Source organism: Nocardioides sp. AN3 (assembly GCF_054653495.1).
This window is the reverse complement of record NZ_BAAIGC010000005.1, coordinates 37,372-61,278: the sequence shown is the minus strand read 5'-3', so window position 1 is coordinate 61,278 and position 23,907 is coordinate 37,372. Positions and strand designations below refer to the sequence as shown.

At 70.3% G+C, this 23,907-nt stretch carries 24 protein-coding genes; 16 read left to right on the top strand and 8 right to left on the bottom strand.

Annotated features, from left to right (window positions below):
* Window positions 1-32 precede the first annotated feature (32 nt).
* From ACYQ1K_RS07660 to ACYQ1K_RS07630, 7 genes are read left to right on the top strand one after another with little or no spacing between them, the layout of a single operon-like run.
* A complete protein-coding gene (locus ACYQ1K_RS07660; protein WP_459982239.1) occupies window positions 33-590 on the top strand; it encodes a F0F1 ATP synthase subunit B in 558 nt (185 codons plus the stop codon).
* Window positions 590-1,426: a F0F1 ATP synthase subunit delta gene (locus ACYQ1K_RS07655; protein ID WP_459982238.1), complete on the top strand. Its 837-nt coding sequence runs from the start codon at window positions 590-592 to the stop codon at window positions 1,424-1,426. The genes ACYQ1K_RS07660 and ACYQ1K_RS07655 overlap by 1 nt, the downstream gene beginning before the upstream one ends.
* A 45-nt stretch (window positions 1,427-1,471) precedes the next feature.
* Entirely contained in the window at window positions 1,472-3,112 is a 1,641-nt protein-coding gene (atpA, locus tag ACYQ1K_RS07650) for a F0F1 ATP synthase subunit alpha (RefSeq protein ID WP_459982237.1), read from the top strand.
* 1 nt (window position 3,113) lies between these two features.
* Window positions 3,114-4,043 (top strand): F0F1 ATP synthase subunit gamma, encoded by a 930-nt coding sequence (locus ACYQ1K_RS07645; protein WP_459982236.1) that lies wholly within the window; start codon window positions 3,114-3,116, stop codon window positions 4,041-4,043.
* Window positions 4,044-4,086: 43 nt separating this feature from the next.
* Window positions 4,087-5,544 carry a F0F1 ATP synthase subunit beta gene (atpD, locus tag ACYQ1K_RS07640; RefSeq protein ID WP_459982235.1) on the top strand — a complete coding sequence of 486 codons (1,458 nt, stop codon included), beginning with the start codon at window positions 4,087-4,089 and terminating at the stop codon, window positions 5,542-5,544.
* Window positions 5,544-5,951: a F0F1 ATP synthase subunit epsilon gene (locus ACYQ1K_RS07635; RefSeq protein ID WP_459982234.1), complete on the top strand. Its 408-nt coding sequence runs from the start codon at window positions 5,544-5,546 to the stop codon at window positions 5,949-5,951. Before atpD ends, ACYQ1K_RS07635 begins: the two co-directional genes overlap by 1 nt.
* Window positions 5,952-5,975: 24 nt before the next feature.
* On the top strand, window positions 5,976-6,416 hold the full coding sequence (locus ACYQ1K_RS07630; protein ID WP_459982233.1) for a DUF2550 domain-containing protein: 441 nt from the start codon (window positions 5,976-5,978) through the stop codon (window positions 6,414-6,416).
* 103 nt (window positions 6,417-6,519) lie between these two features.
* Here the strand turns inward: ACYQ1K_RS07630 and ACYQ1K_RS07625 are convergent, their stop codons facing one another.
* Window positions 6,520-7,950, bottom strand: a complete 1,431-nt coding sequence (locus ACYQ1K_RS07625) for an FAD-binding oxidoreductase (protein WP_459982232.1) — start codon at window positions 7,948-7,950, stop codon at window positions 6,520-6,522.
* 201 nt (window positions 7,951-8,151) lie between these two features.
* Between ACYQ1K_RS07625 and ACYQ1K_RS07620 the strand changes: the two genes are divergently transcribed.
* On the top strand, window positions 8,152-11,520 hold the full coding sequence (locus ACYQ1K_RS07620; RefSeq protein WP_459982231.1) for an ATP-binding protein: 3,369 nt from the start codon (window positions 8,152-8,154) through the stop codon (window positions 11,518-11,520).
* 48 nt (window positions 11,521-11,568) lie between these two features.
* Window positions 11,569-12,750 (top strand): MFS transporter, encoded by a 1,182-nt coding sequence (locus ACYQ1K_RS07615; protein WP_459982230.1) that lies wholly within the window; start codon window positions 11,569-11,571, stop codon window positions 12,748-12,750.
* A gap of 20 nt (window positions 12,751-12,770) precedes the next feature.
* On the opposite strand, the gene ACYQ1K_RS07610 is transcribed toward ACYQ1K_RS07615, so the two are convergent.
* Window positions 12,771-13,727 (bottom strand): lytic transglycosylase domain-containing protein, encoded by a 957-nt coding sequence (locus ACYQ1K_RS07610; protein ID WP_459982229.1) that lies wholly within the window; start codon window positions 13,725-13,727, stop codon window positions 12,771-12,773.
* A complete protein-coding gene (locus ACYQ1K_RS07605) occupies window positions 13,724-14,302 on the bottom strand; it encodes a cob(I)yrinic acid a,c-diamide adenosyltransferase (protein WP_459982228.1) in 579 nt (192 codons plus the stop codon). Before ACYQ1K_RS07605 ends, ACYQ1K_RS07610 begins: the two co-directional genes overlap by 4 nt.
* 111 nt (window positions 14,303-14,413) lie before the next feature.
* Here ACYQ1K_RS07605 and ACYQ1K_RS07600 point away from each other — a divergent pair, with 111 nt between their 5' ends.
* From ACYQ1K_RS07600 to ACYQ1K_RS07585, 4 genes are all read left to right on the top strand, one after another.
* Window positions 14,414-16,459: a protein meaA gene (locus ACYQ1K_RS07600; RefSeq protein ID WP_459982227.1), complete on the top strand. Its 2,046-nt coding sequence runs from the start codon at window positions 14,414-14,416 to the stop codon at window positions 16,457-16,459.
* Between the two features lie 92 nt (window positions 16,460-16,551).
* Complete coding sequence (locus tag ACYQ1K_RS07595; protein WP_459982226.1) at window positions 16,552-16,977, top strand: DUF6069 family protein; 426 nt, start codon at window positions 16,552-16,554, stop codon at window positions 16,975-16,977.
* Window positions 16,978-17,027: 50 nt separating this feature from the next.
* Entirely contained in the window at window positions 17,028-17,207 is a 180-nt protein-coding gene (locus ACYQ1K_RS07590; RefSeq protein WP_459982225.1) for a hypothetical protein, read from the top strand.
* A gap of 17 nt (window positions 17,208-17,224) precedes the next feature.
* Window positions 17,225-17,749: a ferritin gene (locus tag ACYQ1K_RS07585; RefSeq protein ID WP_459982224.1), complete on the top strand. Its 525-nt coding sequence runs from the start codon at window positions 17,225-17,227 to the stop codon at window positions 17,747-17,749.
* Between the two features lie 52 nt (window positions 17,750-17,801).
* On the opposite strand, the gene ACYQ1K_RS07580 is transcribed toward ACYQ1K_RS07585, so the two are convergent.
* From ACYQ1K_RS07580 to nucS, 5 genes are all read right to left on the bottom strand, one after another.
* Window positions 17,802-18,326 carry a 2'-5' RNA ligase family protein gene (locus tag ACYQ1K_RS07580; RefSeq protein WP_459982223.1) on the bottom strand — a complete coding sequence of 175 codons (525 nt, stop codon included), beginning with the start codon at window positions 18,324-18,326 and terminating at the stop codon, window positions 17,802-17,804.
* 14 nt (window positions 18,327-18,340) lie between these two features.
* Window positions 18,341-18,664 (bottom strand): DUF952 domain-containing protein, encoded by a 324-nt coding sequence (locus ACYQ1K_RS07575; protein WP_459982222.1) that lies wholly within the window; start codon window positions 18,662-18,664, stop codon window positions 18,341-18,343.
* A 33-nt stretch (window positions 18,665-18,697) separates the two neighbouring features.
* Window positions 18,698-18,937, bottom strand: coding sequence for a hypothetical protein (locus tag ACYQ1K_RS07570; RefSeq protein WP_459982221.1), 240 nt, complete (start codon window positions 18,935-18,937; stop codon window positions 18,698-18,700).
* 124 nt (window positions 18,938-19,061) lie between these two features.
* Entirely contained in the window at window positions 19,062-19,280 is a 219-nt protein-coding gene (locus ACYQ1K_RS07565) for a hypothetical protein (protein ID WP_459982220.1), read from the bottom strand.
* Window positions 19,281-19,567: 287 nt separating this feature from the next.
* The gene (gene nucS / locus ACYQ1K_RS07560) at window positions 19,568-20,266 is read right to left on the bottom strand and encodes an endonuclease NucS (RefSeq protein ID WP_459982219.1); all 699 of its coding nucleotides are present in this window, start codon (window positions 20,264-20,266) and stop codon (window positions 19,568-19,570) included.
* An 86-nt stretch (window positions 20,267-20,352) separates the two neighbouring features.
* Between nucS and ACYQ1K_RS07555 the strand changes: the two genes are divergently transcribed.
* From ACYQ1K_RS07555 to ACYQ1K_RS07545, 3 genes are all read left to right on the top strand, one after another.
* Complete coding sequence (locus ACYQ1K_RS07555) at window positions 20,353-21,501, top strand: 3-hydroxyacyl-CoA dehydrogenase NAD-binding domain-containing protein (RefSeq protein WP_459982218.1); 1,149 nt, start codon at window positions 20,353-20,355, stop codon at window positions 21,499-21,501.
* 77 nt (window positions 21,502-21,578) lie between these two features.
* Complete coding sequence (locus ACYQ1K_RS07550) at window positions 21,579-23,072, top strand: MFS transporter (RefSeq protein ID WP_459982217.1); 1,494 nt, start codon at window positions 21,579-21,581, stop codon at window positions 23,070-23,072.
* A 41-nt stretch (window positions 23,073-23,113) separates the two neighbouring features.
* The gene (locus ACYQ1K_RS07545) at window positions 23,114-23,899 is read left to right on the top strand and encodes a hypothetical protein (RefSeq protein ID WP_459982216.1); all 786 of its coding nucleotides are present in this window, start codon (window positions 23,114-23,116) and stop codon (window positions 23,897-23,899) included.
* The last annotated feature ends 8 nt before the right edge of the window (window positions 23,900-23,907 follow it).

Genomic DNA, 23,907 nt, shown 5'->3' with positions numbered 1-23,907 from the left:
ACGACTAGCGGGATCTAACCTAGGAAGCTGCCATGCAGACAGTTGTGACCCTGGCCGCCGAAGCGGGCCACGAGGAGAACCCGCTCGGGTTCGTCTGGTCCGAGTTCATCCTCTCGCTGGTCGTCTTCGGCATCCTGCTCTTCCTCATCTGGAAGTACGTCGTGCCGCGGTTCGAGCAGACCTACGCCGAGCGCACGACGGCGATCGAGGGTGGCCTGGCCGCTGCCGAGAGCAAGCAGGCCGAGGCTGACGCGAAGCTCGCCGAGCTCGAGCAGCAGCTCGCCGACGCGCGCCACGAGGCGTCTCGGATCCGCGAGGAGGCGCGTGAGCAGGGCGCTCAGATCGTCGCCGAGATGCGTGAGCAGGCGCAGGTCGAGGCCGCGCGCATCGTCGAGCACGGCAAGGCGCAGATCGAGGCCGAGCGCCAGCAGGCGGTCACCTCGCTGCGCGCCGAGGTCGGCGGCCTGGCCACCGGCCTGGCCGGTCGCATCGTCGGCGAGAGCCTCGAGGACGACGCTCGCCAGAGCCGAGTGGTCGAGCGCTTCCTGGCCGAGCTCGAGGCCGGCGTTGAGACTGAGTCGATCCGCTGATGGGCAGTTCCCAGTTGCAGTTCCGCGGTGGTTCGGCGGAGGCGGTCGCCGCCCTCACCGGCGAGCTGGTCGGGCTGACCGGCTCAGGTGAGGGGGCGAGCGCCCTCGCCGACGGCCTCTTCTCCCTCTCCCAGGCGCTGAGGTCGGAGCCTGCGCTGCGGCGGTTCCTCACCGATGTCTCCGTCCCGACCGAGGCCAAGCAGGGCTTGGCGCGGGAGGTCTTCGGGGGCCAGGTGCCGGACGGAGCCCTGACCTTGGTGGCGTCGGCGGTCGGCCGCCGCTGGACCGCCAGCCATGACCTGGCCGACGCCCTCGAGCACCTGAGCGAGGTCGCGACCGTGCGCTCCGCCGGCGGCGAGGCCGAGCGGCTCGCCGACGAGCTCTTCACCTTCGGCCAGTCGGTCCAGGCCACCCCGGAGCTGCGCGACGCGCTCTCGGACCCGGTGCGCTCGACGCAGGACAAGGCGAGGCTGGTCGACGACCTTCTGGCCGGCAAGGCGCTGCCGGCCACCGTCACGCTTGCCAAGCAGGCCCTGGCCGGGACCTACCGCACGGTCTCGGCGGCTCTGGCCGAGTACCAGAAGGTGGCTGCGGCCGTCCACGAGGAGGGCGTGGCCACGGTCCGCGTCGCCAAGCCGCTCACCGACAGCGAGACCGAGCGCCTCGGCGCTGTCCTGCAGCGGACCTACGGGCGTCCGATCCACCTCAACCAGCTGGTCGACCCCCAGGTGCTGGGTGGCATCCGGGTCGAGATCGGCGACGATGTCATCGACGGCACCATCGCCAGCCGCTTGGACGACGCCCGCCGGGACCTCTCCGGCAACCGGGCCGGCTGACCCACGACGTTCACCACGAAGATTCGAGAGAGAAGGCATCAGGAGATGACGGAGCTTTCCATCCGTCCGGAGGAGATCCGCGACGCGCTGAGCAAGTACGTCGCCGAGTACAAGCCGGAGGCCGCTGCCCGCGAGGAGGTCGGCACCGTCTCGCAGACCGCCGACGGCATCGCGCGCGTCACGGGTCTGCCCTCGGCCATGGCGAACGAGCTGCTCGAGTTCGAGGACGGCACCCTCGGCCTCGCCCTGAACCTCGACACTCGCGAGATCGGCGTCGTCGTCCTCGGTGACTTCGACAAGATCGAGGAGGGCCAGACGGTCCGCCGGACCGGCGAGGTCCTCTCGGTCCCGGTGGGCGACGGCTACCTCGGCCGCGTCGTGGACCCGCTCGGCACCCCGATCGACGGTCTCGGTGAGATCCAGACGAGCGGTCGCCGCGCCCTCGAGCTCCAGGCCCCCGGCGTCATGGCGCGCAAGTCGGTGCACGAGCCCCTGGCCACCGGCATCAAGGCGATCGACGCCATGACGCCGATCGGCCGCGGCCAGCGTCAGCTGATCATCGGCGACCGTGCGACGGGCAAGACCACGATCGCGATCGACACGATCATCAACCAGAAGCAGAACTGGGAGACCGGCGACCCGACGAAGCAGGTGCGCTGCATCTACGTCGCCATCGGCCAGAAGGGCTCGACCATCGCCTCGGTGCGTGGCGCCCTCGAGGAGGCCGGCGCGCTGGAGTACACCACCATCGTCGCGGCTCCGGCCTCCGACAGCGCCGGCTTCAAGTACCTGGCGCCCTACACCGGCTCCGCCATCGGCCAGCAGTGGATGTACGAGGGCAAGCACGTCCTCATCGTCTTCGACGACCTGACCAAGCAGGCCGAGGCCTACCGCGCCGTGTCGCTGCTGCTGCGCCGTCCGCCGGGCCGCGAGGCCTACCCGGGTGACGTCTTCTACCTGCACAGCCGGCTCCTTGAGCGGTGCGCGAAGCTGTCCGACGAGCTGGGTGCCGGCTCCATGACCGGCCTGCCGATCATCGAGACCAAGGCCAACGACGTCTCGGCGTTCATCCCGACCAACGTCATCTCGATCACCGACGGTCAGATCTTCCTGCAGTCCGACCTGTTCGCCGCCAACCAGCGCCCGGCCATCGACGTCGGCGTGTCCGTGTCGCGCGTCGGCGGTGCGGCGATGACCAAGGCGATGAAGGCCGTCACCGGCTCCCTCAAGGTCGACCTGGCGCAGTTCCGCGCCATGGAGGCGTTCGCCATGTTCGCCTCCGACCTCGACGCCGCCTCGCGCCAGCAGCTCGACCGCGGTCAGCGCCTGATGGCCCTGCTCAAGCAGCCGGCCTACTCGCCCTACCCGGTCGAGGAGATGACGGTGTCCCTGTGGCTGGGCACCACCGGTCGCCTGGACAAGCTCCCGGTCGTCGACGTGCTCAAGTTCGAGCAGGAGTTCATCGACTACGTCAAGCGCTCCAAGCCCGGCATCCTGGACGGCATCCGTGAGACGCTGAAGTTCGAGGACTCGACCGAGTCCGAGCTCTCTGCGGCGTACGAGTCCTTCCTCGGCCAGTTCGAGACCTCCGAGGGCGGCTCCCTCCGGGCCGGCTCGGAGAGGACCGAGGCCCTCGGGGACGCGGACGTCGAGCAGGAGCAGATCGTCAAGCAGAAGCGAGGCTGACGTGGCCGTATCGCTGCGTGAGTACCGCGCGCGGATCAAGTCGACGGAGTCGATGAAGAAGATCACGCGCGCCATGGAGCTCATCGCTGCGTCCCGCATCATCAAGGCGCAGCAGCGGGCGGGCGCGGCCGCGCCGTACGCGCGCGAGCTGACGCGGGCGGTCTCGGCCGTGGCGACGTACTCCAACGTGGACCACGCGCTGACGACGGAGCCCGAGCGTGCCGACCGCGCCGCGGTCCTGGTCGTCACCAGCGACCGCGGCCTGGCCGGGGCCTACTCCTCGAGCGTGCTGCGTGAGGCCGAGGGCCTGGTCGAGAAGCTCAAGGGGGAGGGCAAGCAGGTCGACCTCTACGTCTCCGGGCGCAAGGGCGAGGCGTTCTACAAGTTCCGTGGCCGCTCGATCGTCAAGGCCTGGACCGGCCACTCCGACCAGCCGTCCTACGACGTCGCCAAGGAGATCGGCCAGACGCTGATCTCGGCGTTCCTCGCCGGGGAGGCCGAGGGCGGCGAGGACGTGTTCCCAGGCGTCGACGAGGTCCACCTCGTCTACACCCGGTTCCGGTCGATGCTGGTCCAGGAGCCCACCGCCGTGCGCCTCCTCCCGTTGGAGGTCGTCGAGGGCATCGAGCCGCCGGCCGAGGACGAGGTCCTGCCGCTCTACGAGTTCGAGCCGTCGGCCGAGCAGGTGCTCGACGGGCTCCTCCCGCAGTACGTCCAGAGCCGCATCTGGTATGCGCTGCTCCAGGCCGCGGCCTCCGAGCTCGCGGCTCGCCAGAAGGCGATGAAGTCGGCGACGGACAACGCCCAGGAGCTGATCAAGAAGTACACGCGGATCGCCAACCAGGCTCGCCAGGCCGGCATCACGCAGGAGATCAGCGAGATCGTCGGTGGCGTCAACGCGCTGGCCGACGCCAACGCCGGCAACGACTAAGACACAGCACGACTGAGAACCCACGAATCCAAGGACCTACACCATGACTGCAACGGTTGACGAGACGCAGACCCAGACCGGCGGGGCCAGCACCGGCCGCATCGCCCGGGTCATCGGCCCGGTCGTCGACGTGGAGTTCCCCGTCGACGCCATGCCGGAGATCTACAACAAGCTCGAGGTCGAGGTGACCATCGAGGGCGAGACCGCGGTGCTCCCGCTCGAGGTCGCGCAGCACATCGGCGACGGCGTGGTGCGCGCGATCTCGCTGAAGCCGACCGACGGCCTGGTGCGCGGTGCGACGGTCATCGACACGGGCGGCCCGATCTCGGTGCCGGTCGGCGACGTGACGCTCGGCCACGTCTTCAACGCCACCGGGGACATCCTCAACCTCGAGGACGGCGAGAAGCTCGAGATCAACGAGCGCTGGGGCATCCACCGCAAGGCGCCCGCGTTCGACCAGCTCGAGTCGAAGACGCAGATGTTCGAGACCGGCATCAAGGTCATCGACCTGCTGACGCCGTATGTCACGGGCGGCAAGATCGGCCTCTTCGGCGGTGCGGGCGTCGGCAAGACCGTCCTCATCCAGGAGATGATCGCCCGTGTGGCCCGCAACCACGGTGGTGTGTCGGTGTTCGCCGGCGTCGGCGAGCGCACCCGTGAGGGCAACGACCTGATCGTCGAGATGCAGGAGGCCGGCGTCTTCGGCCAGACCGCGCTCGTCTTCGGCCAGATGGACGAGCCGCCGGGCACGCGTCTGCGCGTCGCCCTCTCGGCCCTGACGATGGCGGAGTACTTCCGCGACGTGCAGAAGCAGGACGTGCTGCTGTTCATCGACAACATCTTCCGGTTCACTCAGGCGGGCTCCGAGGTCTCGACCCTGCTCGGCCGCATGCCGTCCGCGGTGGGCTACCAGCCCAACCTCGCCGACGAGATGGGCGTCCTGCAGGAGCGGATCACCTCGACGCGCGGTCACTCGATCACGTCGATGCAGGCGATCTACGTGCCCGCCGACGACTACACCGACCCGGCTCCGGCCACGACGTTCGCGCACCTCGACGCCACCACGGAGCTCTCGCGTGAGATCGCGTCGCTGGGCATCTACCCGGCCGTGGACCCCCTGACGTCGACCTCGCGGATCCTCGACCCGCAGTACATCGGCCAGGCACACTACGACTGCGCCATCCGGGTCAAGCAGATCCTCCAGCGCAACAAGGAGCTGCAGGACATCATCGCGATCCTCGGTGTCGACGAGCTGTCCGAGGAGGACAAGATCGTCGTCTCGCGGGCCCGCCGCATCCAGCGGTTCCTCTCGCAGAACACCTACGTCGCGAAGCAGTTCACGGGCATTGAGGGCTCCACGGTCCCGGTCTCCGAGACGATCGAGGCGTTCAACAAGATCTGCGACGGTGACTACGACCACGTGGCCGAGCAGGCGTTCTTCATGTGCGGCGGTCTGGACGACGTCGAGCAGAAGTGGGCCGAGATCCAGAAGAACCTCTGATGGCCGGCTCTGAGGCAACCAGCTTCTTGACGGTCGAGCTCGTCGCCGCCGACCGGACCGTGTGGTCCGGCGAGGCGACGATGGTGATCGCTCGGACCACCGAGGGCGACGTCGGCGTGCTGCGCGGCCACGCGCCGATGCTGTCGCTGCTCACGGACGCCGTCGTCGAGATCAACCCCGAGGAGGGGCCTGTCGTCGTCGCGACCGTCGACGGCGGGTTCCTCTCCGTCGCGAACGACCGGGTCTCGATCCTGTCCGAGCATGCCCTCCTCGCCGAGGAGATCAACATCGACGAGGCTCGGACCGAGCTGGAGCAGGCCCGCGGCCTGATCGGCTCCGACGACGAGTCGGAGCGCCGCATCCGCCGCGCCGAGGCACGCATCCGCGCCGTCGAGAAGGCCTCCTGAGGTCCAGGCCGAGGACGGAGAGGGATGCCGACATGGGAGTGGGTGCTTGACGCCGTCGGCGTGCTGCTCATCCTGGTCGTCTGCTACTTCGTCGCACTGATGGTGCGCCGCCGCGTCCTCGGACGCAACGGCGGCACCTTCGAGCTCAGTCACCGCGTCCGGGCCGGTCGGCCCGGGCGCGGTTGGCTTCTCGGGATCGGGCGCTACTCCGGGGAGACCCTGGAGTGGTTCCGCGTCTTCTCGCTCTCGCCGCGGCCCCGACGCAGGTGGGAGCGGATGACCATGGCCTACGAGGCGAGCCGGATGCCCGAGGGGGCCGAGACCATGGCGCTCTACCCGGGCCACGTGGTCGTCACCTGCGTGTACGACGGTGGGCTGGTCGAGCTGGCCATGGCGCCGGCCTCGCTGACGGGCTTCCAGGCGTGGCTGGAGTCGCGTCCCCCCGGCACCGACTGGTCCCGCTGAGCCTCAAAGCCGGTGAGCCGTCGCAGATGCCCGCGGCGAAGGCGCCGAGCCGACCGGCTCGGCGCCTTCGCCGCGGGCATCTGCGACGGCTCACCGCCGTTCCTCAGGCGGTGGGACGGCCGCCCTCGTAGAGCCGCGGGACCGGGTGGTTGGCCGCGAAGACGCCGTAGGGGTCGACGGCCGAGCGGATGCCCTTGAGCTGCAGCCACCTGTCCTCGTCGTAGGCCTTGCGGGTCTCCCCGGCCGTCTCGACGAAGTTGAGGTAGGGACGGCCCGTGGCGAACGGCTCCAGCGCGGTCACGAATGCGGTTGACTCGGCCTCGCCGAGCTGCGCCAGCTCCGGCGTCGGCGCCATCGACAGGCCGAAGGCCACGAACTGGCCGTCCAGATGCGACAGCACGCCCCCGCCCTCGGCCGGGCGGCCCAGAGCGCCGCCGAGCTGACGCAGCTCCGCCAGCAGCAGGTGCGTGTCGGCGTGAGGCCCCACGGCCCCCAGGAAGGCGTCGACCGCCGCCTCCGGCATGCCGCCCAGCGTCGCCGTGCGGGAGACGGCGGGCGCCCCGCCCTCCGGGTCCATGTGGATGCGGCAGACGGCCGGGGCGGGCACCCGGGCGAACGTGTCGACCTGGGGACGCAGGGCGCGCAGCCCGGCGAGCAGCTCGGCGCCCCGCTCGTCGCTGCCCAGGACGGCACCGTCGATCACCGCGACCGTGCGACCGCGCAGGAAGTCCGGGATCTCGGGGATCGGAGGGAACCGCATGGCGCGGAAGGACGTGGTGATCTCCTCGGGCGCACCCGGCGCCCACGCCGCCCACTCGCGCAGGACCGGGTCCATGTCGGCGAGGTCCCACATCAGCATGCCGGCATACGCGGTCTCGATGTCGAACGTGCGGAACTCCATCGCGGTCACGACGCCGAAGCTCCCGCCGCCGCCGCGCACCGCCCAGAAGAGCTCGGCGTTGTGCTCCGCATCGGCGCGGACGAGCGTGCCGTCGCCGATGACGATCTCGACGGCCGTCAGGCTGTTGGTCGCGAGTCCGAGCTTGCGGGCATACCAGCCCATGCCGCCGCCGAGAGTGTAGCCCGCGACGCCGACGTCGGGGGAGGAGCCATGCAGCACCGCCTTGCCGTACTTGGCGGCCGCATCCACCACCGGCTCCCAGACCGAGCCGCCCTCGACGCGCACGATCGCGCGCTCCTCGTCGTAGGAGACGGCGTCGAGGTGGCCGGTGCGCAGGATGACGACGTCCTCCAGGCCGCGCGCGGCGAGCGGACCTGCGTTGTGACCGGTCGACTGAGGGGCGACGCGCAAGCCGGCCAGCGCGGCAGTGCGGACCACCTCGGTGACCTCGGCTGGCGTGGTGACTGAGACCACCGCCGCGGGGCGCTGGTCGACGGCGAAGTTCCAGGCGATCCGCGCGCCGTCGTACCCGGGGTCGCCGGGAAGGTGGACGCGGTCGTCTGCGCGACCGCCGAAGAGGCCCCGGATGGCGGCGGTGGTGAACGGGTCGACGACAGGGCTGGTGCTGGGCATGGTGTGCGAACTCCTGTGGTGGTGAGTCGGCTCTTCCGATCTCGGTGGGACCACCGTGGACCGACCCGCTTCGGAAGGACTGGGGATCGACTTGGAGTCCGACTTGGCACGACTCCTGGGGAGGTGCTGGCGTCCACCGGATGAGGGACGCGGCAGTCGAAAACAGGCGACCTGCGCGGGGTGCGTCCTTAGAGTGCTTCCGTGCAGAGGACGACGGCGGACCCGGCGATGACGCAGGTGGTCACCGGCTCCGTCCTCGGCCAGGTCGAGGTCTCCCTCGACGGCACGCCGGTCGACCTCGGCACCCCCAAGCAGCGTGCGCTCGTCGCGGCGCTGGCGCTCTCGCGCGGGCGCGCCGTCTCTGTCGACGGCATCGTCGACCTGCTCTGGGGCGCCTCGCCTCCCAGCGGCGTCAACGCCACCCTGCAGGCCTACGTCTCCCAGCTGAGAAGGGTGCTCGAGCCCCACCGCGAGCGCCGGGCGCCGGCCACGGTGCTGGTGACGGTGGCGCCCGGCTACGCCCTGCGGCTCGCACCCGACGGGCTAGACGCCGACCGCTTCGAGACCACCGTGATCGACGTGCACACGGCCCTGCAGTCGCTCGAGATGGCGGGCGCGCCGGCGCTCTCGGCGGCCGACCTGACCCGGGCGGTTGGGGCCCTCGACGAAGGGCTCGCCCTCTGGCGCGGTGAGCCCTACGCCGAGCTGGGGGACGCCCCTGCGGCCGTCGCCGAGCGGGCTCGGCTCGAGGAACTGCGGCTGGTCGCCTTGGAGGACCGTGCGGTGGCCCGCCTCGCGTTGGGGCAGCACGCCACGCTCGCGGCCGAGCTGGAGTCGCTGACGGCGGCCCATCCGCTGCGGGAGCGGCTCTGGGCGCTCCGCGCCCTCGCCCTGACCCGCTCCGGTCGCCAGGCCGATGCGCTGGACGCGTTGCGCCGGGTCCGCGAGCTCCTCGACGAGGAGCTCGGCCTGGAGCCATCCGCCGAGCTGCGCGAGCTCCAGACCGCCGTGCTGCGCCAGGACCCCGCGCTGGAGTGGGTCCCGCCCGTCGCGGGTGGGCCGGCGCCCTCGGTCGTCATACCGGCGCCGCGTGCGGAGCCCTCGCCGGAGCCGGCGGCCGTCGCACCTTGGCCGCTGTGCGGCCGTGACTCCGAGCTGGCCGCGCTCGTCGAGCTCCTCGACCGCGCGGCGCGCGGCCGGGCGTCCTTCGCCGTGCTGACGGGGGAGCCGGGCATCGGGAAGTCTCGCCTCGCCGCGGAGCTGGCCGCCCAGGGCCGGGCACGCGGCTTCCGCATCCTGCGCGGGCGGTGCTCACAGGACGATGGCGCACCGCCGTTGTGGCCGTGGCGGGCCGTGCTCGACACCCTCGGTGCCGAGCTGCCGGAGGCCGACGGCGAGGACGTGGGCGCGGCCTTCCGCGTCTGGGAGCGCGTGTGCGGCGACGTGTTCGCTGCGAGCGCACAGGCCCCCATGCTGCTGGTTCTCGACGACCTGCACTGGGCCGACCCCTCGAGCCTGCGAGTGCTGCGCCTCCTCGCCGACACGGCGCCCGCCGACGTGCAGCTGCTCGTCGTGGGCACCTGGCGGTCGCATCCTGCTCCGGAGGGTCTGCTCGCCGACGTCGGTGAGGCGCTGGCTCGGCAGCACGCGGTCCGCCTCGAGCTGTCGGGGTTGGCAGCCGGCGCCGTCGCAGAGCTGTTCGCCGCCGTCTCCGAGCGACCGCTGGCCGAGAGCGTGGCTGCCGACCTGCAGGACCGCACCGACGGTAACCCCTTCTTCCTCGTGGAGTACGCCCGCCTCGCCGCCTCACGGCCCGATGACATCGTCCCCGAGCGACCGCCGACAGCGGTGGCCGAAGTGCTCGCGCGCCGTGTCGACCGGCTGCCGGAGGAGACCGTGTCCGCGCTGCGCTACGCCGCCCTCATCGGACGCCGGTTCGACGTCCCGACGCTGGCCGCGGCGACCGACCAGGACGAGGACACCATCCTCGACCTCGTCGAGCCGGCACTGGTCGCAGGCCTGGTGCGCGACGACGGCATCGACCGTTTCGTGTTCGGGCACGCCCTGGTCCGCGACACCCTGCGCAGCAATGTCGGCGCGAGTCGGCTCGCTCGAGCCCACGCACGGGTGGCCCGGGCCCTCGAGGGACAACCGGACCGGGAGACCGAGATCGCCCGTCACTGGCTCGCCGCCGGCCCTGCGCATGCTGCACACGCGTGGCGGGCCGCCGTCGCGGCCGCTGGCGCCGCGCGTCGTCTGCACGCCTACGACGAGGCAGCCGAGCTGCTGCGCGCCGCCCTGAACTCGATGGCCGAGGATCCTGACGCCGCCCTCCGCGACCGCTACGACACCTTGATGGACCTCGTGGAGGCCTACCGTTGGGCCGCCCTGCTCCCGTCTCTTGTGACGTGCGCCGAGGAGGCCATCGACGTCGCCGAGCAGATGTGCGACGCCGAGGCCGTCGCACGTGCCGCAGCCTCGGCCACCCAGTCGTCGCTGTGGCGATCGGCGCCGCCGGGCGAGGTCAACGAGAAGGTCGTGGCGGCGCTCGAGGGCTCGCTCGAACGGCTTCCGGACGGTGACGGCGAGCTGCGCTGCCGCACCATGCTCGCCCTGGCCAACGAGCTGTTCGAGCGTGCACCCTTCGCCGAGCGCGCCGCCCTGGTCGACGAGGCGACCGACATGGCCCGGCGGATCGGGGAGCCACGGCTCATCATCGACGCCTGCCTGGTGGGGTTCGTCGCGCTGTGGACCGTGTGGACGGCCGCCGAGAGGCTCCTCCGGGTCACCGAGGCGATGGATCTCGCTCGTGAGACGGGTCAGGAGCGGGAGCTCCTGGTCGCCGCCACCCTGCGGGCCGTGGTGCTGGGGGAGCTGGGACGGCCGGCCGAGATGGCGCGGGCCGCCGAGCTCGCTCGGGCGGAGGCGCGCCGCCTTCGCATTGCGTTCGCGGAGGCGATGCTGCACGGACTCGAGGTGCCGTGGCTCGCCATGCGCGGTGAGTTCGCCGAGTGCGAGCGCCGGCTCGCCGAGCTGCGCCTGATCGCGCGGACGATGGCGCACAGCGACGTCGACGAGTCGATCGCGGCCTGCCTGCTCACCATCCGGCTGTGGCAGGGGCGCCCCGCGGAGGTCGTCCCCGTGCTGCGTGCGCTGGACAACGACATCGACACCTTCGTACCCACGATCGCGGTCTACCTGTGGCGGGCGGGTCAGCGGGACGAGGCGCGCGCCTACGTCGCCGAGCGAGGGTTGGAGATCCCACCCGACGGAGAGGTCGAGCTCCACACCGTCGCGCACGCCGCCGAGATGAGCCTCTACCTCGACCTGCCCGAGATGGCCGGGGTCTGCCACCAGCGGCTCAGCGCCTACCCCGGGATGATGGTCAGCCTCGGAGCGTCGCTGGCCATCGGCCCGGTGGAGGCCTATCTGGCGTTCGCGGCCGCAGCGGCCGGGGACCCTGCGACGGCGGCGGCCGAGGCGGATCTCGCGGTGGCCCGGGCACAGGAGTGGGGGCTCGACGTCTTCATCGCCTGGCTCGAGGGCGTCCGGTCGACCTATGGCTTCTAGCGTCGCAGCGATTCGACCGATGCCGGTCCGGCACGGTCGAATGGGAGCGTGACCATTGCGACGACGCCGAGCCTCCTGACGACGCGTACGTCGGTAGCCCTGTCCTTCGCGGTCAACGGCCTCCTCTTCGCAACGCTCGTCTCGCGGCTTCCTGACGTGCGCGGCGATCTCGGCCTGACGAACTCGGCGCTGGGCCTGCTGCTGGTCTCGGCCTCGGTCGGGTCTTTGATGTCCCTTCCGCTGAGCGGGCGCGTCATCGAGCGGTTCAAGCCGGCGGCCACAGTGCGAGGCGGCTCGCTCGCCGTCGCCGGCGGCCTGATGGTGACCGCTGTCGGCGCGACGGTCCTCGAGCAGCCGCTCCTCGCCGCGGTCGGACTCTTCGCCTACGGCATCGGCACGTCGATGTGGGACGTCGCGATGAACGTCGAAGGCGCCGAGGTCGAGCGCCGGCTCGGGCGGACCATCATGCCCCGCTTCCACGCCGCCTGGAGCGTCGGCTCGATCGTCGGCGGTGGCATCGGCGTGATCATGGCGGCACTGTCGGTGCCGGTGCTCGTGCACGACCTGCTGATCGCCGTCATCGCGCTCGTGCTCGCCGTCCGCACGGCCGGAACCTTCCTTCCGATCGAGGAGCGCCAGGAGTCCCGCGAACCGCGGGTGTCCGCCTGGCGCGAGCCGCGGACGCTGCTGATCGGCCTGATGGTGCTCTGCTTCGCGACCGTCGAGGGCACGGCCAACGACTGGCTCTCGCTGGCCGTGATCGACGGGTACGGCGAGCCGCACTGGGTGGGCGTCGCCGGATTCTCAGTCTTCGTCGTCTCGATGACCGCCGGGCGCCTCGTCGGACCGATCCTGCTCGACAGCCTCGGCCGAGCGCCGGTGCTGTGGGCGTGCTCGGCCGCCGCGGCCATCGGCGTCCTCATCACCGTGTATGGCGGCTCGCTGGCCGTGATGTTCGTCGGCGTCGTGGTCTGGGGACTCGGTGCCTCCCTCGGCTTCCCGGTGGGCATGAGCGCCGCTGCTGACGACCCTGCGCGCGCGGCCGCACGGGTCTCCGCGGTGGCCACCATCGGCTATGCCGCCTTCCTCGCTGGGCCGCCCGCGCTGGGCGTGCTCGGCGACGCGGTCGGAACTCTGCGCGCGCTGGTCGTGGTGGCGGTCCTCATGGTCCCCGCCTCGCTGACCGTCTTCGCCGCGCGACCGCCGCGATCTGCGCCTCGGGCGGGCTGAGTCCTCAGCTGCAGGCCTGTTCAGCGCGTCGACCGGCTCAGCAGCCGCTCGGGGTGCCGTCGTAGGTAGGCGGCAGCGCCGATCGGGGTGCGCCGTGCGTAGCCCTCAGGCAGCCAGACGTCGCCAAGCCGGGTCAGGTAGACCACCTGCCAGCCGTAGAGACCGCGCAGGGCTGCGGGGTCGGTGCGGAGGAGGGCGGCATACGCCTTGACTCCGCGGACGTAGTGCGCCGAGTGGTTGTAGGCGTAGAGGGCCCTGTCGACGTGCCCCCGCGCGGCGCCGTTGTGGGCGAGGTAGCGCGCCGCCGCGAGGATCGAGTCGTGCGGGTCATCGATGTCGCCCTTGCCATAGGTCGCCCACGTCGCCGGCATGAACTGCATCGGGCCGCGCGCACCGGCGGTCGACGTTCCGCGGATGCGACCCATGCTGGTCTCGACAAGGTTCACGGCCGCCAGGACGTTCCACGGCACCCCGAACCGCCGCTCGCCCTCCCGGTAGAACGCCGAGAGGTCAGCCTCGGGCGCTGGCGTGACCACACGCCAGGCTGGCAGCGCGCGGGAGAGGCGCACGTGCATGGCCCGGAATTCCCGTCGCGCCGTCAGATGCAGGTGGAGGCCGCGACGAAGCCGTGGAGGAACCTCAGCTGCGACGGCTGGGACCCAGCGAGGACGACGAGCGAGCTGGCGGTAGAGGACTTGCGTCTCGAAGGCTGCTCGGGCCGCCGCGACGGCCGCTGCTGCGGGGTCTCTGGTGATGCGGTCGGCCACCCGGAGGCGGGTGGCGAGCTCGGTGGGTGATTCCGCGGGCCGGGCGACGACCAGGGCGACCGCGGCGGGTGCGGGGCGCGACCCGCTCGCGGTCGCCGTACTCCCGCTGCGTTCCGCCGCTCGCCGTCCGCCGGCGTCGGTCGAGCCCGCGCACGCGCTCGCCAGCACGGCGACCAGCGCGGTCGCCAGGACGAGCAGCCGTCGGGTCATGAGTCGCGCTCGCCTCCTGGGACCCAGAGCACGTCGCCCTGCTCGCGGTTCTCGTAGCGGGCGAGGATGAAGAGCAGATCCGAGAGTCGGTTGAGGTAGGTGATGGCCAGCTTGTTCATCGTCTCGCCGTGCACCTCGTACGCCGCCCACGCGGAGCGCTCCGCACGCCTCGCGACCGTGCGTGCGACGTGCAGGTGCGCCGAGGCCGGCGTGCCACCGGAGAGGATGAAGGAGCGTAGGCTCGTCAGCGACTCGTTGTAGTGGTCGCACCAGCCCTCGAGGCGGTCGACGTAGGACTGCTCCACGCGCAGCGGCGGGAACTTCGGGTCCGCCACGACCGGCGTCGCGAAGTCGGCCCCGACGTCGAACAGGTCGTTCTGCACCCGGGTGATCACGGCGGCGACGTCGGCGTCGACCGAGCTGACCGCCAGCACGACGCCGAGGTGGGCGTTCGTCTCGTCGACGTCGGCATACGCCGCCAGCCGCAGGTCGGTCTTCGTCGCCTCGCTCATGTCGCCGAGTCGGGTGGTGCCGGCGTCTCCGGTGCGGGTGTAGATCCGGGTGAGGTTGACCATGGGGACGAGCCTAGGGCCCTTCGCCGACACTGCACCGGGCTGACCGCAGACGTGACATCTTCCACAGAGACGGCGGTTACCAACCCGTAACTTCCGCCCTACGCTCAGACCATGGCTGAGAAGGAACGTGCTCAGAAGGACCGCCCGTGGGTGATGCGCACCTACGCTGGGCACTCGACCGCGGCGGCGTCGAACGAGCTGTATCGGACGAACCTGGCCAAGGGCCAGACGGGCCTGTCGGTGGCGTTCGACCTGCCGACCCAGACCGGCTACGACCCGGACAGCCCGCTGGCGAAGGGCGAGGTCGGCAAGGTCGGCGTGCCGGTGCCGCATCTGGGTGAGATGCGCAAGCTCTTCGACCAGATCCCGTTGACCGAGATGAACACCTCGATGACCATCAACGCGACCGCGATGTGGCTGCTGGCGATGTATCAGGTCGTGGCCGAGGAGCAGAGCGGCGTCTCGGCCAGCTCGAGCGAGGAGGAGCGTGCGGCGGTCGCGCACCAGCTCGCCGGCACCACTCAGAACGACATCATCAAGGAGTACCTCTCGCGCGGGACCTATGTCTTCCCGCCGGAGCACTCGCTACGGCTGATCAGCGACATGATCGCCTACACGGTCCATCAGATCCCCAAGTGGAACCCGATCAACATCTGCAGCTACCACCTCCAGGAGGCCGGCGCGACGCCGGTGCAGGAGATCGCCTACGCGCTGTGCACGGCGATCGCGGTGCTCGACCAGGTCAAGGCGTCGGGTCAGGTCTCCGAGGAGGACTTCGGCACCGTCGTCGGACGGATCTCGTTCTTCGTCAACGCCGGCGTGCGGTTCGTCGAGGAGATGTGCAAGATGCGCGCCTTCGTCGACCTGTGGGACGAGATCACCCGCGACCGCTACGGCGTGACGGACGAGAAGATGCGTCGCTTCCGGTACGGCGTCCAGGTCAACTCCCTCGGCCTGACCGAGGCGCAGCCGGAGAACAACGTCCAGCGGATCGTGCTGGAGATGCTCGCGGTCACCTTGTCGAAGAAGGCCCGTGCCCGTGCCGTTCAGCTGCCCGCCTGGAACGAGGCGCTCGGCCTGCCCCGACCCTGGGACCAGCAGTGGTCGCTGCGGCTGCAGCAGGTGCTCGCGTTCGAGTCCGACCTGCTGGAGTACGACGACCTCTTCGACGGCTCGCCGGTCATCGAGGCCAAGGTCCGCGAGCTGGTCGACGGTGCGAGGGCCGAGATCGACCGCGTGCAGGAGATGGGCGGTGCGATCGCGGCGGTCGAGTCCGGCTACATGAAGTCCGCGCTCGTGTCGTCGCACGCGTTGCGCCGAGCTCGGATCGAGTCCGGCGAGGAGATCGTGGTCGGGGTCAACAGGTTCGACACCACCGAGCCCTCCCCGCTCACCGCCGATCTCGACGCCGCCATCATGGTCGCCGACCCGCAGGCCGAGCAGGCCGCGCTCGCCTCGGTCGAGGCGTGGAAGGCCCAGCGCGACGACGCGGCGGTCGCCGAGGCGCTCGCCGCGCTCGCGGGCGCCGCCAAGGGCACCGAGAACCTGATGCCCTACACCCTCGCCGCCGCCCGAGCAGGTGCGACCACGGGGGAGTGGGCGCAGGCCCTGCGTGAGGTCTTCGGCGAGTTCCGCGCTCCGACCGGTGTCTCCGGGGCGGTGGGCGTCGCACAGGTGGGCTCGGACCTCGCCGCCGTGCGCGATCGGGTCAAGGCCACCGGCGATGAGCTCGCGGGCAGCGGACGTGGTGGCCGGTTGCGGGTTCTCATCGGCAAGCCGGGGCTGGACGGACACTCCAACGGCGCCGAGCAGATCGCCGTGCGGGCCCGCGATGCCGGCTTCGAGGTCATCTACCAGGGCATCCGGCTCACCCCCGAGCAGATCGTCTCGGCCGCGGTCGCCGAAGACGTCCATCTCGTCGGCCTCTCGATCCTGTCGGGCTCGCACATGGATCTCGTCCCCGATGTCCTCGACGGACTTCGGGCCGCGGGTCTGGACGACGTGCCGGTGATCGTCGGCGGCATCATCCCTGACTCCGACGCGCGGCGCCTTCTGGAGCTCGGGGTCGCGGCCGTCTACACGCCGAAGGACTTCGGACTCACCGAGATCATGGGCGGCTTCGTCGACGTCATCCGCAGGGCGAACGGGCTCGAGTGACACCCCTCGAGACCCATGTCGAAAAGGGGCGGCCGCGTTCGTAGTCCTGACAAGTAGGCGCACCAAGCGCCTCATGTCGTCAGGAGCTCGGCATGTCCCTCACTACCACGTCTTTCAACACCTCCCGCGCCGTGGGCCAGCCCGTCCGCCGGTCCGTCTGGAAGCACGGCCTGGCCGCGTCGGTGGTCGCGGCGGTCGCGACGACGTCCGTGGCTGCCATCGCGTCGGCCGCCGGGGTCTCGTTCGCCGACCGTACTGGCTCCGCGATCCCGATCGCCGGGTTCGGGCAGCTCACGCTCGTCTTCTCGCTGATCGGCGTCGCGCTCGCCGCCGTACTCGCCCGGCGCGCGCGTCGGCCACGCGTCACCTTCGTCAGGACGACGGTCATCCTCGCCGCTCTCTCGGTGGTCCCGGACGTCACCTTCGGGTTCGACGTCGCCTCGGCAGCGACACTGGTCTGCCTGCACGCCCTGGCGGCCACCATCGTGATCCCCACGATCGCACGTCGTCTGCGGTAGCTCGAACAACAGGGTAGGTAAGCCTAACCTTTTCGGGTACAGTGCCTGCTGTGGGCAAGAAGAAGCTCCCCAAGACCGAGTGCTGCGTGTCGAAGTCGCGGTGCTCGCGGTGTCCGCTCCGCATGCTGAAGGACGGGACGCTACCCGAGGGGTATACGGTCAAGAAGCGCAAGCTCGTCAGTCTCGACGGCAGCAAAGTGACCAAGAAGCGGCTCAAGGCAGCCGCCTGATCCCGCAGGAGCCCGTGTTGCCCGCTGAGCGGTTCGTCAAGCAGCTCAACATCCAGATAGCGAACGAGCTGGCCGCCCACAATCAGTACCTCGCCTGCGCGGTCTACTACGACGCGCTGACCATGCCGCAGATGGCGGCGTTCTTCTACGGTCAGGCAGCCGAGGAGCGCGACCATGCGCTCATGATGGTGCAGTATCTCCTCGACACCGACGCAGCCGTGGAGATCGGCGCCGTCGAAGGGGCGACGTCCGCGTTCAGTGACGTGGTTGCTCCTGTCGCTCTCGCGCTCGAGCAGGAGAAGCGGGTGACCGCTCAGATCAACGACCTCTACCGCATCGCCCGCGAAGAGGTCGACTTCGCCTCCGAGCAGTTCATGAGCTGGTTCATCAAGGAGCAGGTCGAGGAGGTCGCCACCGTGAGCGACCTCCTCGCCGTCGTCACGCGCAACCGCGCGGACGTGGAGCAGATCGAGGAGTACGTCGCCCGCGAAGCTCGCGCCGACACCCCGGACCCGACCGCTCCGAAGATCGCCGGAGCCTGACGCCGGGGCAGGCCTCCTCACCGGCCCTCGCGTGGGTGCCGTGGGGGAAGAGCTAGAGCATGTGGGGGAGCGGCCAGATCTCGCCTGTGCCGCTGTCGATGAGCGCCGCCCGTTCGAGGCGGATCTGGATCGGAACAGCGTCCGCGATCATGGTCGTGACCCGGGGGAGCTGGGACGCGGGGGTCCGCGTCGCGACCGAGATGTGCGGAACCCAGCGGCCCGGCACATAGTTGCGGTGGAGGTCGGCTCCTGCCTCGACGACCGCAGTGACCACTCGCTCCTGGCGCCGGACGAGCGCGGCATTCGCTGACGGAGCGAGGGCGACGCGCCCTCGCGGAAACACGAGGCTGCCGTGGCAGGAGACATTGATCGCTGCGCCCGAGGGCAGCGAGTCCAGTGAGGTCCGCACCGTGCCCAAGTCCCAGCTGCGCAGCACCGCCAGGGACAGGTGGGGCTGATGCCGGCCATGTGTGTGGGTGGCGAGCGACATCACTCCGAGCGACTCGACGCGCACCCACAGATCACGGATGAGCCGATCGGCACGGCGGTCGAACAGCAGGCACACGGCGAGGGCCACCCGGCGAACCCCCGTCAGCCGAGCGGCACGGCGGTGACGACCGCGTCGACGTTGAGGGGGCCGTACACATGGGGATAGGTGCCGTCGCCCACCGAGTCCTCCTGCCACGGCGCACTCAGGCACATCACGTCGATGACCAGGAGGACCAGCGGCTCGGTGACCTCGTCGTAGTACCGCCGGCGTACGTCCTCCCACTGGTCGCCTCGGGCGGCGTGGATGAAGCCCTCCTCCTCGAGCGTCACCCCCCAGGTCGAGGTCGAATACGTCCCCGTGGCACAGGCCCGCGCCCAGTCGGCGGCGGTGGCGATGTGAAAGATGACGCGCAGGTCGCGGGGCACTCCGTCACCGTAGCGTTCTGTCGACGTTGCCCGTCAGCCATCCGGGTCAGGGAGTCGGCGAACAACCTCCTGCAAGGTGACACCGATCCCCAGGAGCTTGGTCTCGACTCCGTCCAGCCGTGCCTCCACCCCGTCCAGCCTCGTGTCGATCGTGTCGAGGCGTTGGGTGTGGAGCTGCTGTGTGGACCGGATGTCGCCGATGAGCTCGTAGATCGACTCTGTCTCGTTCTCGAGTCGACGCACGCGGCGATCGAGGCTGGGTTCGCTGGTCACGTCGGTCACCGTACGTGCGTCCCCTCCGACACACCACGGCGCGGAGTCGGGGCTGTGGATGATCGGACCACGCGTGCACGGATGTCTCCGCGGCGCCGAGTCATGCGTCCTGGCGGACGTGAGCTCAGAGAGACTCTGGAAGGCGCCGAAGCACCTCGGCCAGTGTGCCCTCGAGCCGGTCGAAGCGACGCGAATGTTGCTGGGTCACCTCGGCCAGCGTGCCCTCGAGCCGGTGGAAGCGAGCTCGGGACTCGGCCCGGAACTCGTCAATGAGCTCATAGAGCGCGTCGCGGTCGTTCTCGAGTCGCGCGACACGGCGCGCAATGCCGGGATCGCTGGTCACGCGGCTCACGCTACGTGCCAGTCCTCGGACATGCCAGGCGCGGTGTATGCGCCTGTGGATGCTCAGAAAGCCGGTGCTCGGAGTCGTCGATGCGACACGACTCATGGCGATTCGGGGGGTGGCCGCAAGACCTCGGCAGGGTTCTCCGCACCGAGCCTGCGCGCTGGCCTGCGCAGTCTTCGTACACGCGTACACCCAAGTCCCTGCCCGCACGCCGAGCTGAGCGAGCGCGCCGGGCCTGCGACGTACTTCGGCGTACCCGTGTACGACGGGCGGCTCCGCTGTCGTCAGAAGAGGCGGTGCTCGGAGTCGTCGATGCCACGCAGCGCGTCGTAGTCGACGACCGCACAGGCGATGCCCCGGTCGGTGGCGAGCACGCGGGCCTGCGGCTTGATCTCCTGCGCGGCGAAGATCCCGCGAACCGGACCACCCGAGGTGAGCAGCGGGTCGCGGTTGAGCAGCTCGAGGTAGCGGGTCAGCTGCTCGACACCGTCGATCTCCCCACGCCGCTTGATCTCCACCGCGACCGAGGCGCCAGCGGCGTCACGGCACATGAGGTCCACGGGGCCGATGGCGGTGGGGAACTCGCGGCGGACGAGTCGGAGGCCCGGCGCCAGCGTCTCGGGATTGTCGGCGAGGAGCTCCTGGAGGTGCCTCTCGACGCCGTCCTTCTGAAGCCCCGGGTCGGCACCCAGTTCGTGCGAGGTGTCGTGGTGGATCGCCTCGATGGTGATCCGAAGGGTGTCGTCCGGCCCCTTCGAGGTGCTGCGCGAGGTCACCGTCCACTCAACGCGGCCGTCGTCGGCCGTGCCCTCCTGCAGTGTGCACGGCGGGGACATCCAGTTCAGCGGCTTGTAGGAGCCCCCGTCGGAGTGCACGAGCACCGATCCGTCGGCCTTGATCATCAGCACCCGGGTCGCCATCGGGAGGTGGGCGGTCAGGCGCCCGGCGTAGTCCACCTGGCAGGTCGCGACGACGAGTCTCACGGGCGCACACCCTACGTCAGACTGCCCGCGTGACCTCGGTCACGATTGGGTTACCGGTCGGTACGAGTGACTGCGACACTGCGCGCATGACGACCTTCGAGGCCCTGGTGTTCCCCTACCTCAACCACGCGGTTCGGATGCTCGAGTCCGGGTATGCCACCGCTGTCGACATCGACAACGCCATGCGGTTCGGGTGCGGCTACCCTCAGGGCCCCCTGGCGGCCGTTGACGAGATCGGTCCGACGAGGGTCCGCGACGCACTGGCCGCACGCTGGGCCGAGACCGGGGACCACCTCCACCAGCCCGCCGATCTGCTCGACCGCGTCGCGCGCGAGGGCGGCTCACTGGCAGGCGGCGCCGACGCGGCCGCCTTGGCGCCGCAGCTGCGTCACGACGTCGCCACCGTGGGCGTCGTCGGCACCGGCACCATGGCCAGCGGCATCGCCCAGGTCTTCGCCCAGAGCGGGTACGACGTCGTCGTCGTCGGGCGGAGCGAGGAGAAGCTGGCCGGCGTAAGGGCGTACGTCGAGAAGAACCTCGACCGTGCCATCGAGCGTGGGAAGTCGGACGAGGCGACGAAGGAAGCAGTCCTCGGCCGCCTGGCGAGCTCCGCGTCGCGGGCCGACCTCGATCGCGCCGACATCGTCGTCGAGGCGATCGCCGAGGACCTGTCCGTCAAGACCGACCTCTTCCGGGAGCTGGACCAGATCCTGCCTGCAGGAGCGATCCTCGCGACCACCACGAGCAGTCTTCCCATCACCGAGCTCGCGAAGGCGACGAACCGCCCCGGCGACGTGATCGGCATGCACTTCTTCAACCCGGCGCCGGTGATGAAGCTCGTCGAGGTCGTGACGACCGAGCTCACGAGCGCCGAGGTCGACGAGACGGTGAAGGCACTGACCGCGAAGGTCGGCAAGGTCGCCGTCTCCTGCGGCGACCGGGCCGGCTTCATCGTCAACGCTCTGCTGTTCCCCTACCTCAACGACGCGGTCAAGCTCGCCGAGGCGGGGGAGGACATGGCGGCGATCGACGCCTCGATCAAGGAGGACGCCGGCTTCCCCATGGGCCCCTTCGAGCTCCTCGACGTCGTCGGCAACGACGTCTCCCTCGCCATCCAGCAGGAGCTCGTCCGCGAGTTCCGCGAGCCGGGCTTCGAGCCCGCGGCGACGCTGGTGGCCAAGGTGGACGCGGGGGAGCTCGGCAGGAAGACCAAGCAGGGCTTCTACTCCTACTGACCAGCGCCTGCGGCCGACTGATCGAGCGAGTGTGGGATCAGTCATATCCTTTGCTTTTCGAGGGTACTGGCGCCGATATGAGCGTCGAGACAGGTCGCATCACCACCAACATCCCCGCCCGGCTGGATCGTCTGCCGTGGGCACGCTGGCACTGGCTCATCGTGATCGGTCTCGGCACCGTCTGGATACTCGACGGCCTCGAGGTCACCATCGTCGGCTCGATGTCGGACGCGCTCAAGCCCCATGACACCGGCTTGGGGATGAGCAGCTTCGACGTGGGCTTCGCCGGTGCGGCGTACGTCGCCGGGGCGTGCCTGGGCGCGCTCTTCTTCGGGCACCTGACCGACCGGTTCGGCCGCAAGAGGCTCTTCATGCTCACCCTGGGCGTCTACACCGTCGCCACGGTGCTCACGGCCTTCTCTCCGAACCCGTGGTGGTACTTCGCCGCTCGCTTCCTGACCGGCACCGGCATCGGCGGGGAGTACGCCGCGATCAACTCGGCGATCGACGAGCTCATACCTGCGAAGTACCGCGGTCGCGTCGACGTGGCGATCAACGGGTCGTTCTGGGTCGGCGCCGCGGCCGGGTCGCTGCTGACAATCCCCCTGCTCGACCCGAGCGTCGTGAACCCGGCTTGGGGCTGGCGACTGGCCTTCGGTCTCGGCGCCGTGCTCGCCGTCGGCATTCTCCTGGTGCGCCGCAACGTGCCCGAGAGCCCGCGGTGGCTGTTCATCCACGGCCGCGACGAGGAGGCCGAGGACATCGTGCGCGACATCGAGCTGAAGGTCCAGGACGAGACCGGCGCTCGCCTCTCCGACCCGGACGACACCATCACGGTCCGGCAGCGCAGGTCGATCGGGTTCGGCCTGATCGCGCGGACGGTCGTCACGATGTATCCCCGGCGCACGATCCTGTGCTTCTCCCTCTTCGTCGGGCAGGCCTTCCTCTACAACGCGTTCTTCTTCACCTACGGCGACACGCTCACCACCTTCTTCGGCGTCAAGCAGACCGGGTGGTACCTCGCCGTCTTCGCCGCCAGCAACTTCGTCGGGGCGCTGGTGCTCAGCCCGCTCTTCGACCGCGTAGGCCGGGTGCGGATGATCGCCGGGACCTACATCGTGTCCGGTGTGCTCCTGGCCGGCGCTGGCTTCCTCCTGGGCAGCCTCAACGCGACCACGCTGACCTTGATGGGCGTTATCGTCTTCTTCTTCGCCTCGGCGGGCGCGAGCGCGGCGTACCTCACGGCCAGCGAGGTCTTCCCGATGGAGACCCGGGCGCTGTGCATCGCCTTCTTCTACGCGATCGGCACGGCGGTCGGCGGCATCAGCGGACCGTTGTTCTTCGGGTGGCTGATCGACAAGGCCTCGGGGGACAAGGACATCACCGCCATCGCGGTCGGCTACTTCGTCGGCGCCGTCCTCATGGTCGCGGGCGGGGTGGTGGAGGCGGTCCTCGGCGTCAAGGCCGAGGGCAGGTCGCTGGAGAGCATCGCCCAGCCGCTCACCGTCGAGGACCGGGATGACGCCCGCGGGGACCGGCCGGTCCGGAACGCGCCGACGACGGCCACCTGAGCGGGCCGACGACCCTCAGCGGGCCCCCGTAGGCTGGCGACATGGAACTCCTCGTACTGCTGGCCGTCGCGGCCGTGGTGATCATGCTGGTCTCACGCGGCGGCAAGAAGCGCGAGCTCGAGCGTAGGCGCGCCGAGCTCGAGCCGGTGAAGAGGCTCGCCGACGAGGACGTCACTGCGCTGGGCGAGGAGCTGCAGGCACTTGACCTCGAGTTGGCCGGTGCCGACCTCGATGCAGGGGCGCGAGCCGACTACCAGCGGGCGCTGGACGCCTACGAGTCGGCCAAGCAGTCGGCGGAGGCGATGACGAAGCCGGAGGACATCGGTCACGCGACGAGCATCGTCGAGGACGGGCGCTACGCGATCGAGTGCGTGCGCGCCCGGGTGAAGGGCGCGCCCCTGCCCGTCAAGCGCCCGCCCTGCTTCTTCGACCCTCGCCACGGCATCTCGAAGACCGACGTGTCGTGGACGTTCCCCGACGGCACGGTCAAGCAGGTGCCGGCCTGCGCCCTCGACGCCGACCGCCTCCGAGTGGGCGCCGCCCCCGACATCCGCCAGGTGATGGTCGGTCCGCAGCGGGTGCCCTACTGGCAGGGCGGCCCGCAGTACCAGCCCTACGCCCGTGGCTACTTCGGCGCCTTCGGCCCGCTCGACTGGCTCTTCGTCGGCATGTTCGCCGACGACATCCTCTGGGGGCTCGGCGGTCTGGCCGCGGGTCTCGGCGAGGGGTTCGGGGACGCGATGGGTGGCCTGGGCGACGGCATCGGCAACGCCTTCGACGGGATCGGCGACGGCATCGGGGACATGTTCGACGGGTTCGACCTCTGACCCGTCGG

Excerpts from the sequence above, each read along its gene's own strand:
- ACYQ1K_RS07655 (WP_459982238.1), top strand. The coding sequence starts at position 590 with ATGGGCAGTTCCCAGTTGCAGTTCCGCGGTGGTTCGGCGGAGGCGGTC.
- ACYQ1K_RS07625 (WP_459982232.1), bottom strand. The coding sequence starts at position 7,950 with ATGCCCAGCACCAGCCCTGTCGTCGACCCGTTCACCACCGCCGCCATC.
- ACYQ1K_RS07635 (WP_459982234.1), top strand. The coding sequence starts at position 5,544 with ATGGCCGGCTCTGAGGCAACCAGCTTCTTGACGGTCGAGCTCGTCGCC.
- ACYQ1K_RS07555 (WP_459982218.1), top strand. The coding sequence starts at position 20,353 with ATGACGACCTTCGAGGCCCTGGTGTTCCCCTACCTCAACCACGCGGTT.
- ACYQ1K_RS07660 (WP_459982239.1), top strand. The coding sequence starts at position 33 with ATGCAGACAGTTGTGACCCTGGCCGCCGAAGCGGGCCACGAGGAGAAC.
- ACYQ1K_RS07630 (WP_459982233.1), top strand. The coding sequence starts at position 5,976 with ATGCCGACATGGGAGTGGGTGCTTGACGCCGTCGGCGTGCTGCTCATC.
- ACYQ1K_RS07545 (WP_459982216.1), top strand. The coding sequence starts at position 23,114 with ATGGAACTCCTCGTACTGCTGGCCGTCGCGGCCGTGGTGATCATGCTG.
- ACYQ1K_RS07600 (WP_459982227.1), top strand. The coding sequence starts at position 14,414 with ATGGCTGAGAAGGAACGTGCTCAGAAGGACCGCCCGTGGGTGATGCGC.
- atpA (WP_459982237.1), top strand. The coding sequence starts at position 1,472 with ATGACGGAGCTTTCCATCCGTCCGGAGGAGATCCGCGACGCGCTGAGC.
- ACYQ1K_RS07610 (WP_459982229.1), bottom strand. The coding sequence starts at position 13,727 with ATGACCCGACGGCTGCTCGTCCTGGCGACCGCGCTGGTCGCCGTGCTG.
- atpD (WP_459982235.1), top strand. The coding sequence starts at position 4,087 with ATGACTGCAACGGTTGACGAGACGCAGACCCAGACCGGCGGGGCCAGC.
- ACYQ1K_RS07595 (WP_459982226.1), top strand. The coding sequence starts at position 16,552 with ATGTCCCTCACTACCACGTCTTTCAACACCTCCCGCGCCGTGGGCCAG.
- ACYQ1K_RS07550 (WP_459982217.1), top strand. The coding sequence starts at position 21,579 with ATGAGCGTCGAGACAGGTCGCATCACCACCAACATCCCCGCCCGGCTG.
- ACYQ1K_RS07605 (WP_459982228.1), bottom strand. The coding sequence starts at position 14,302 with ATGGTCAACCTCACCCGGATCTACACCCGCACCGGAGACGCCGGCACC.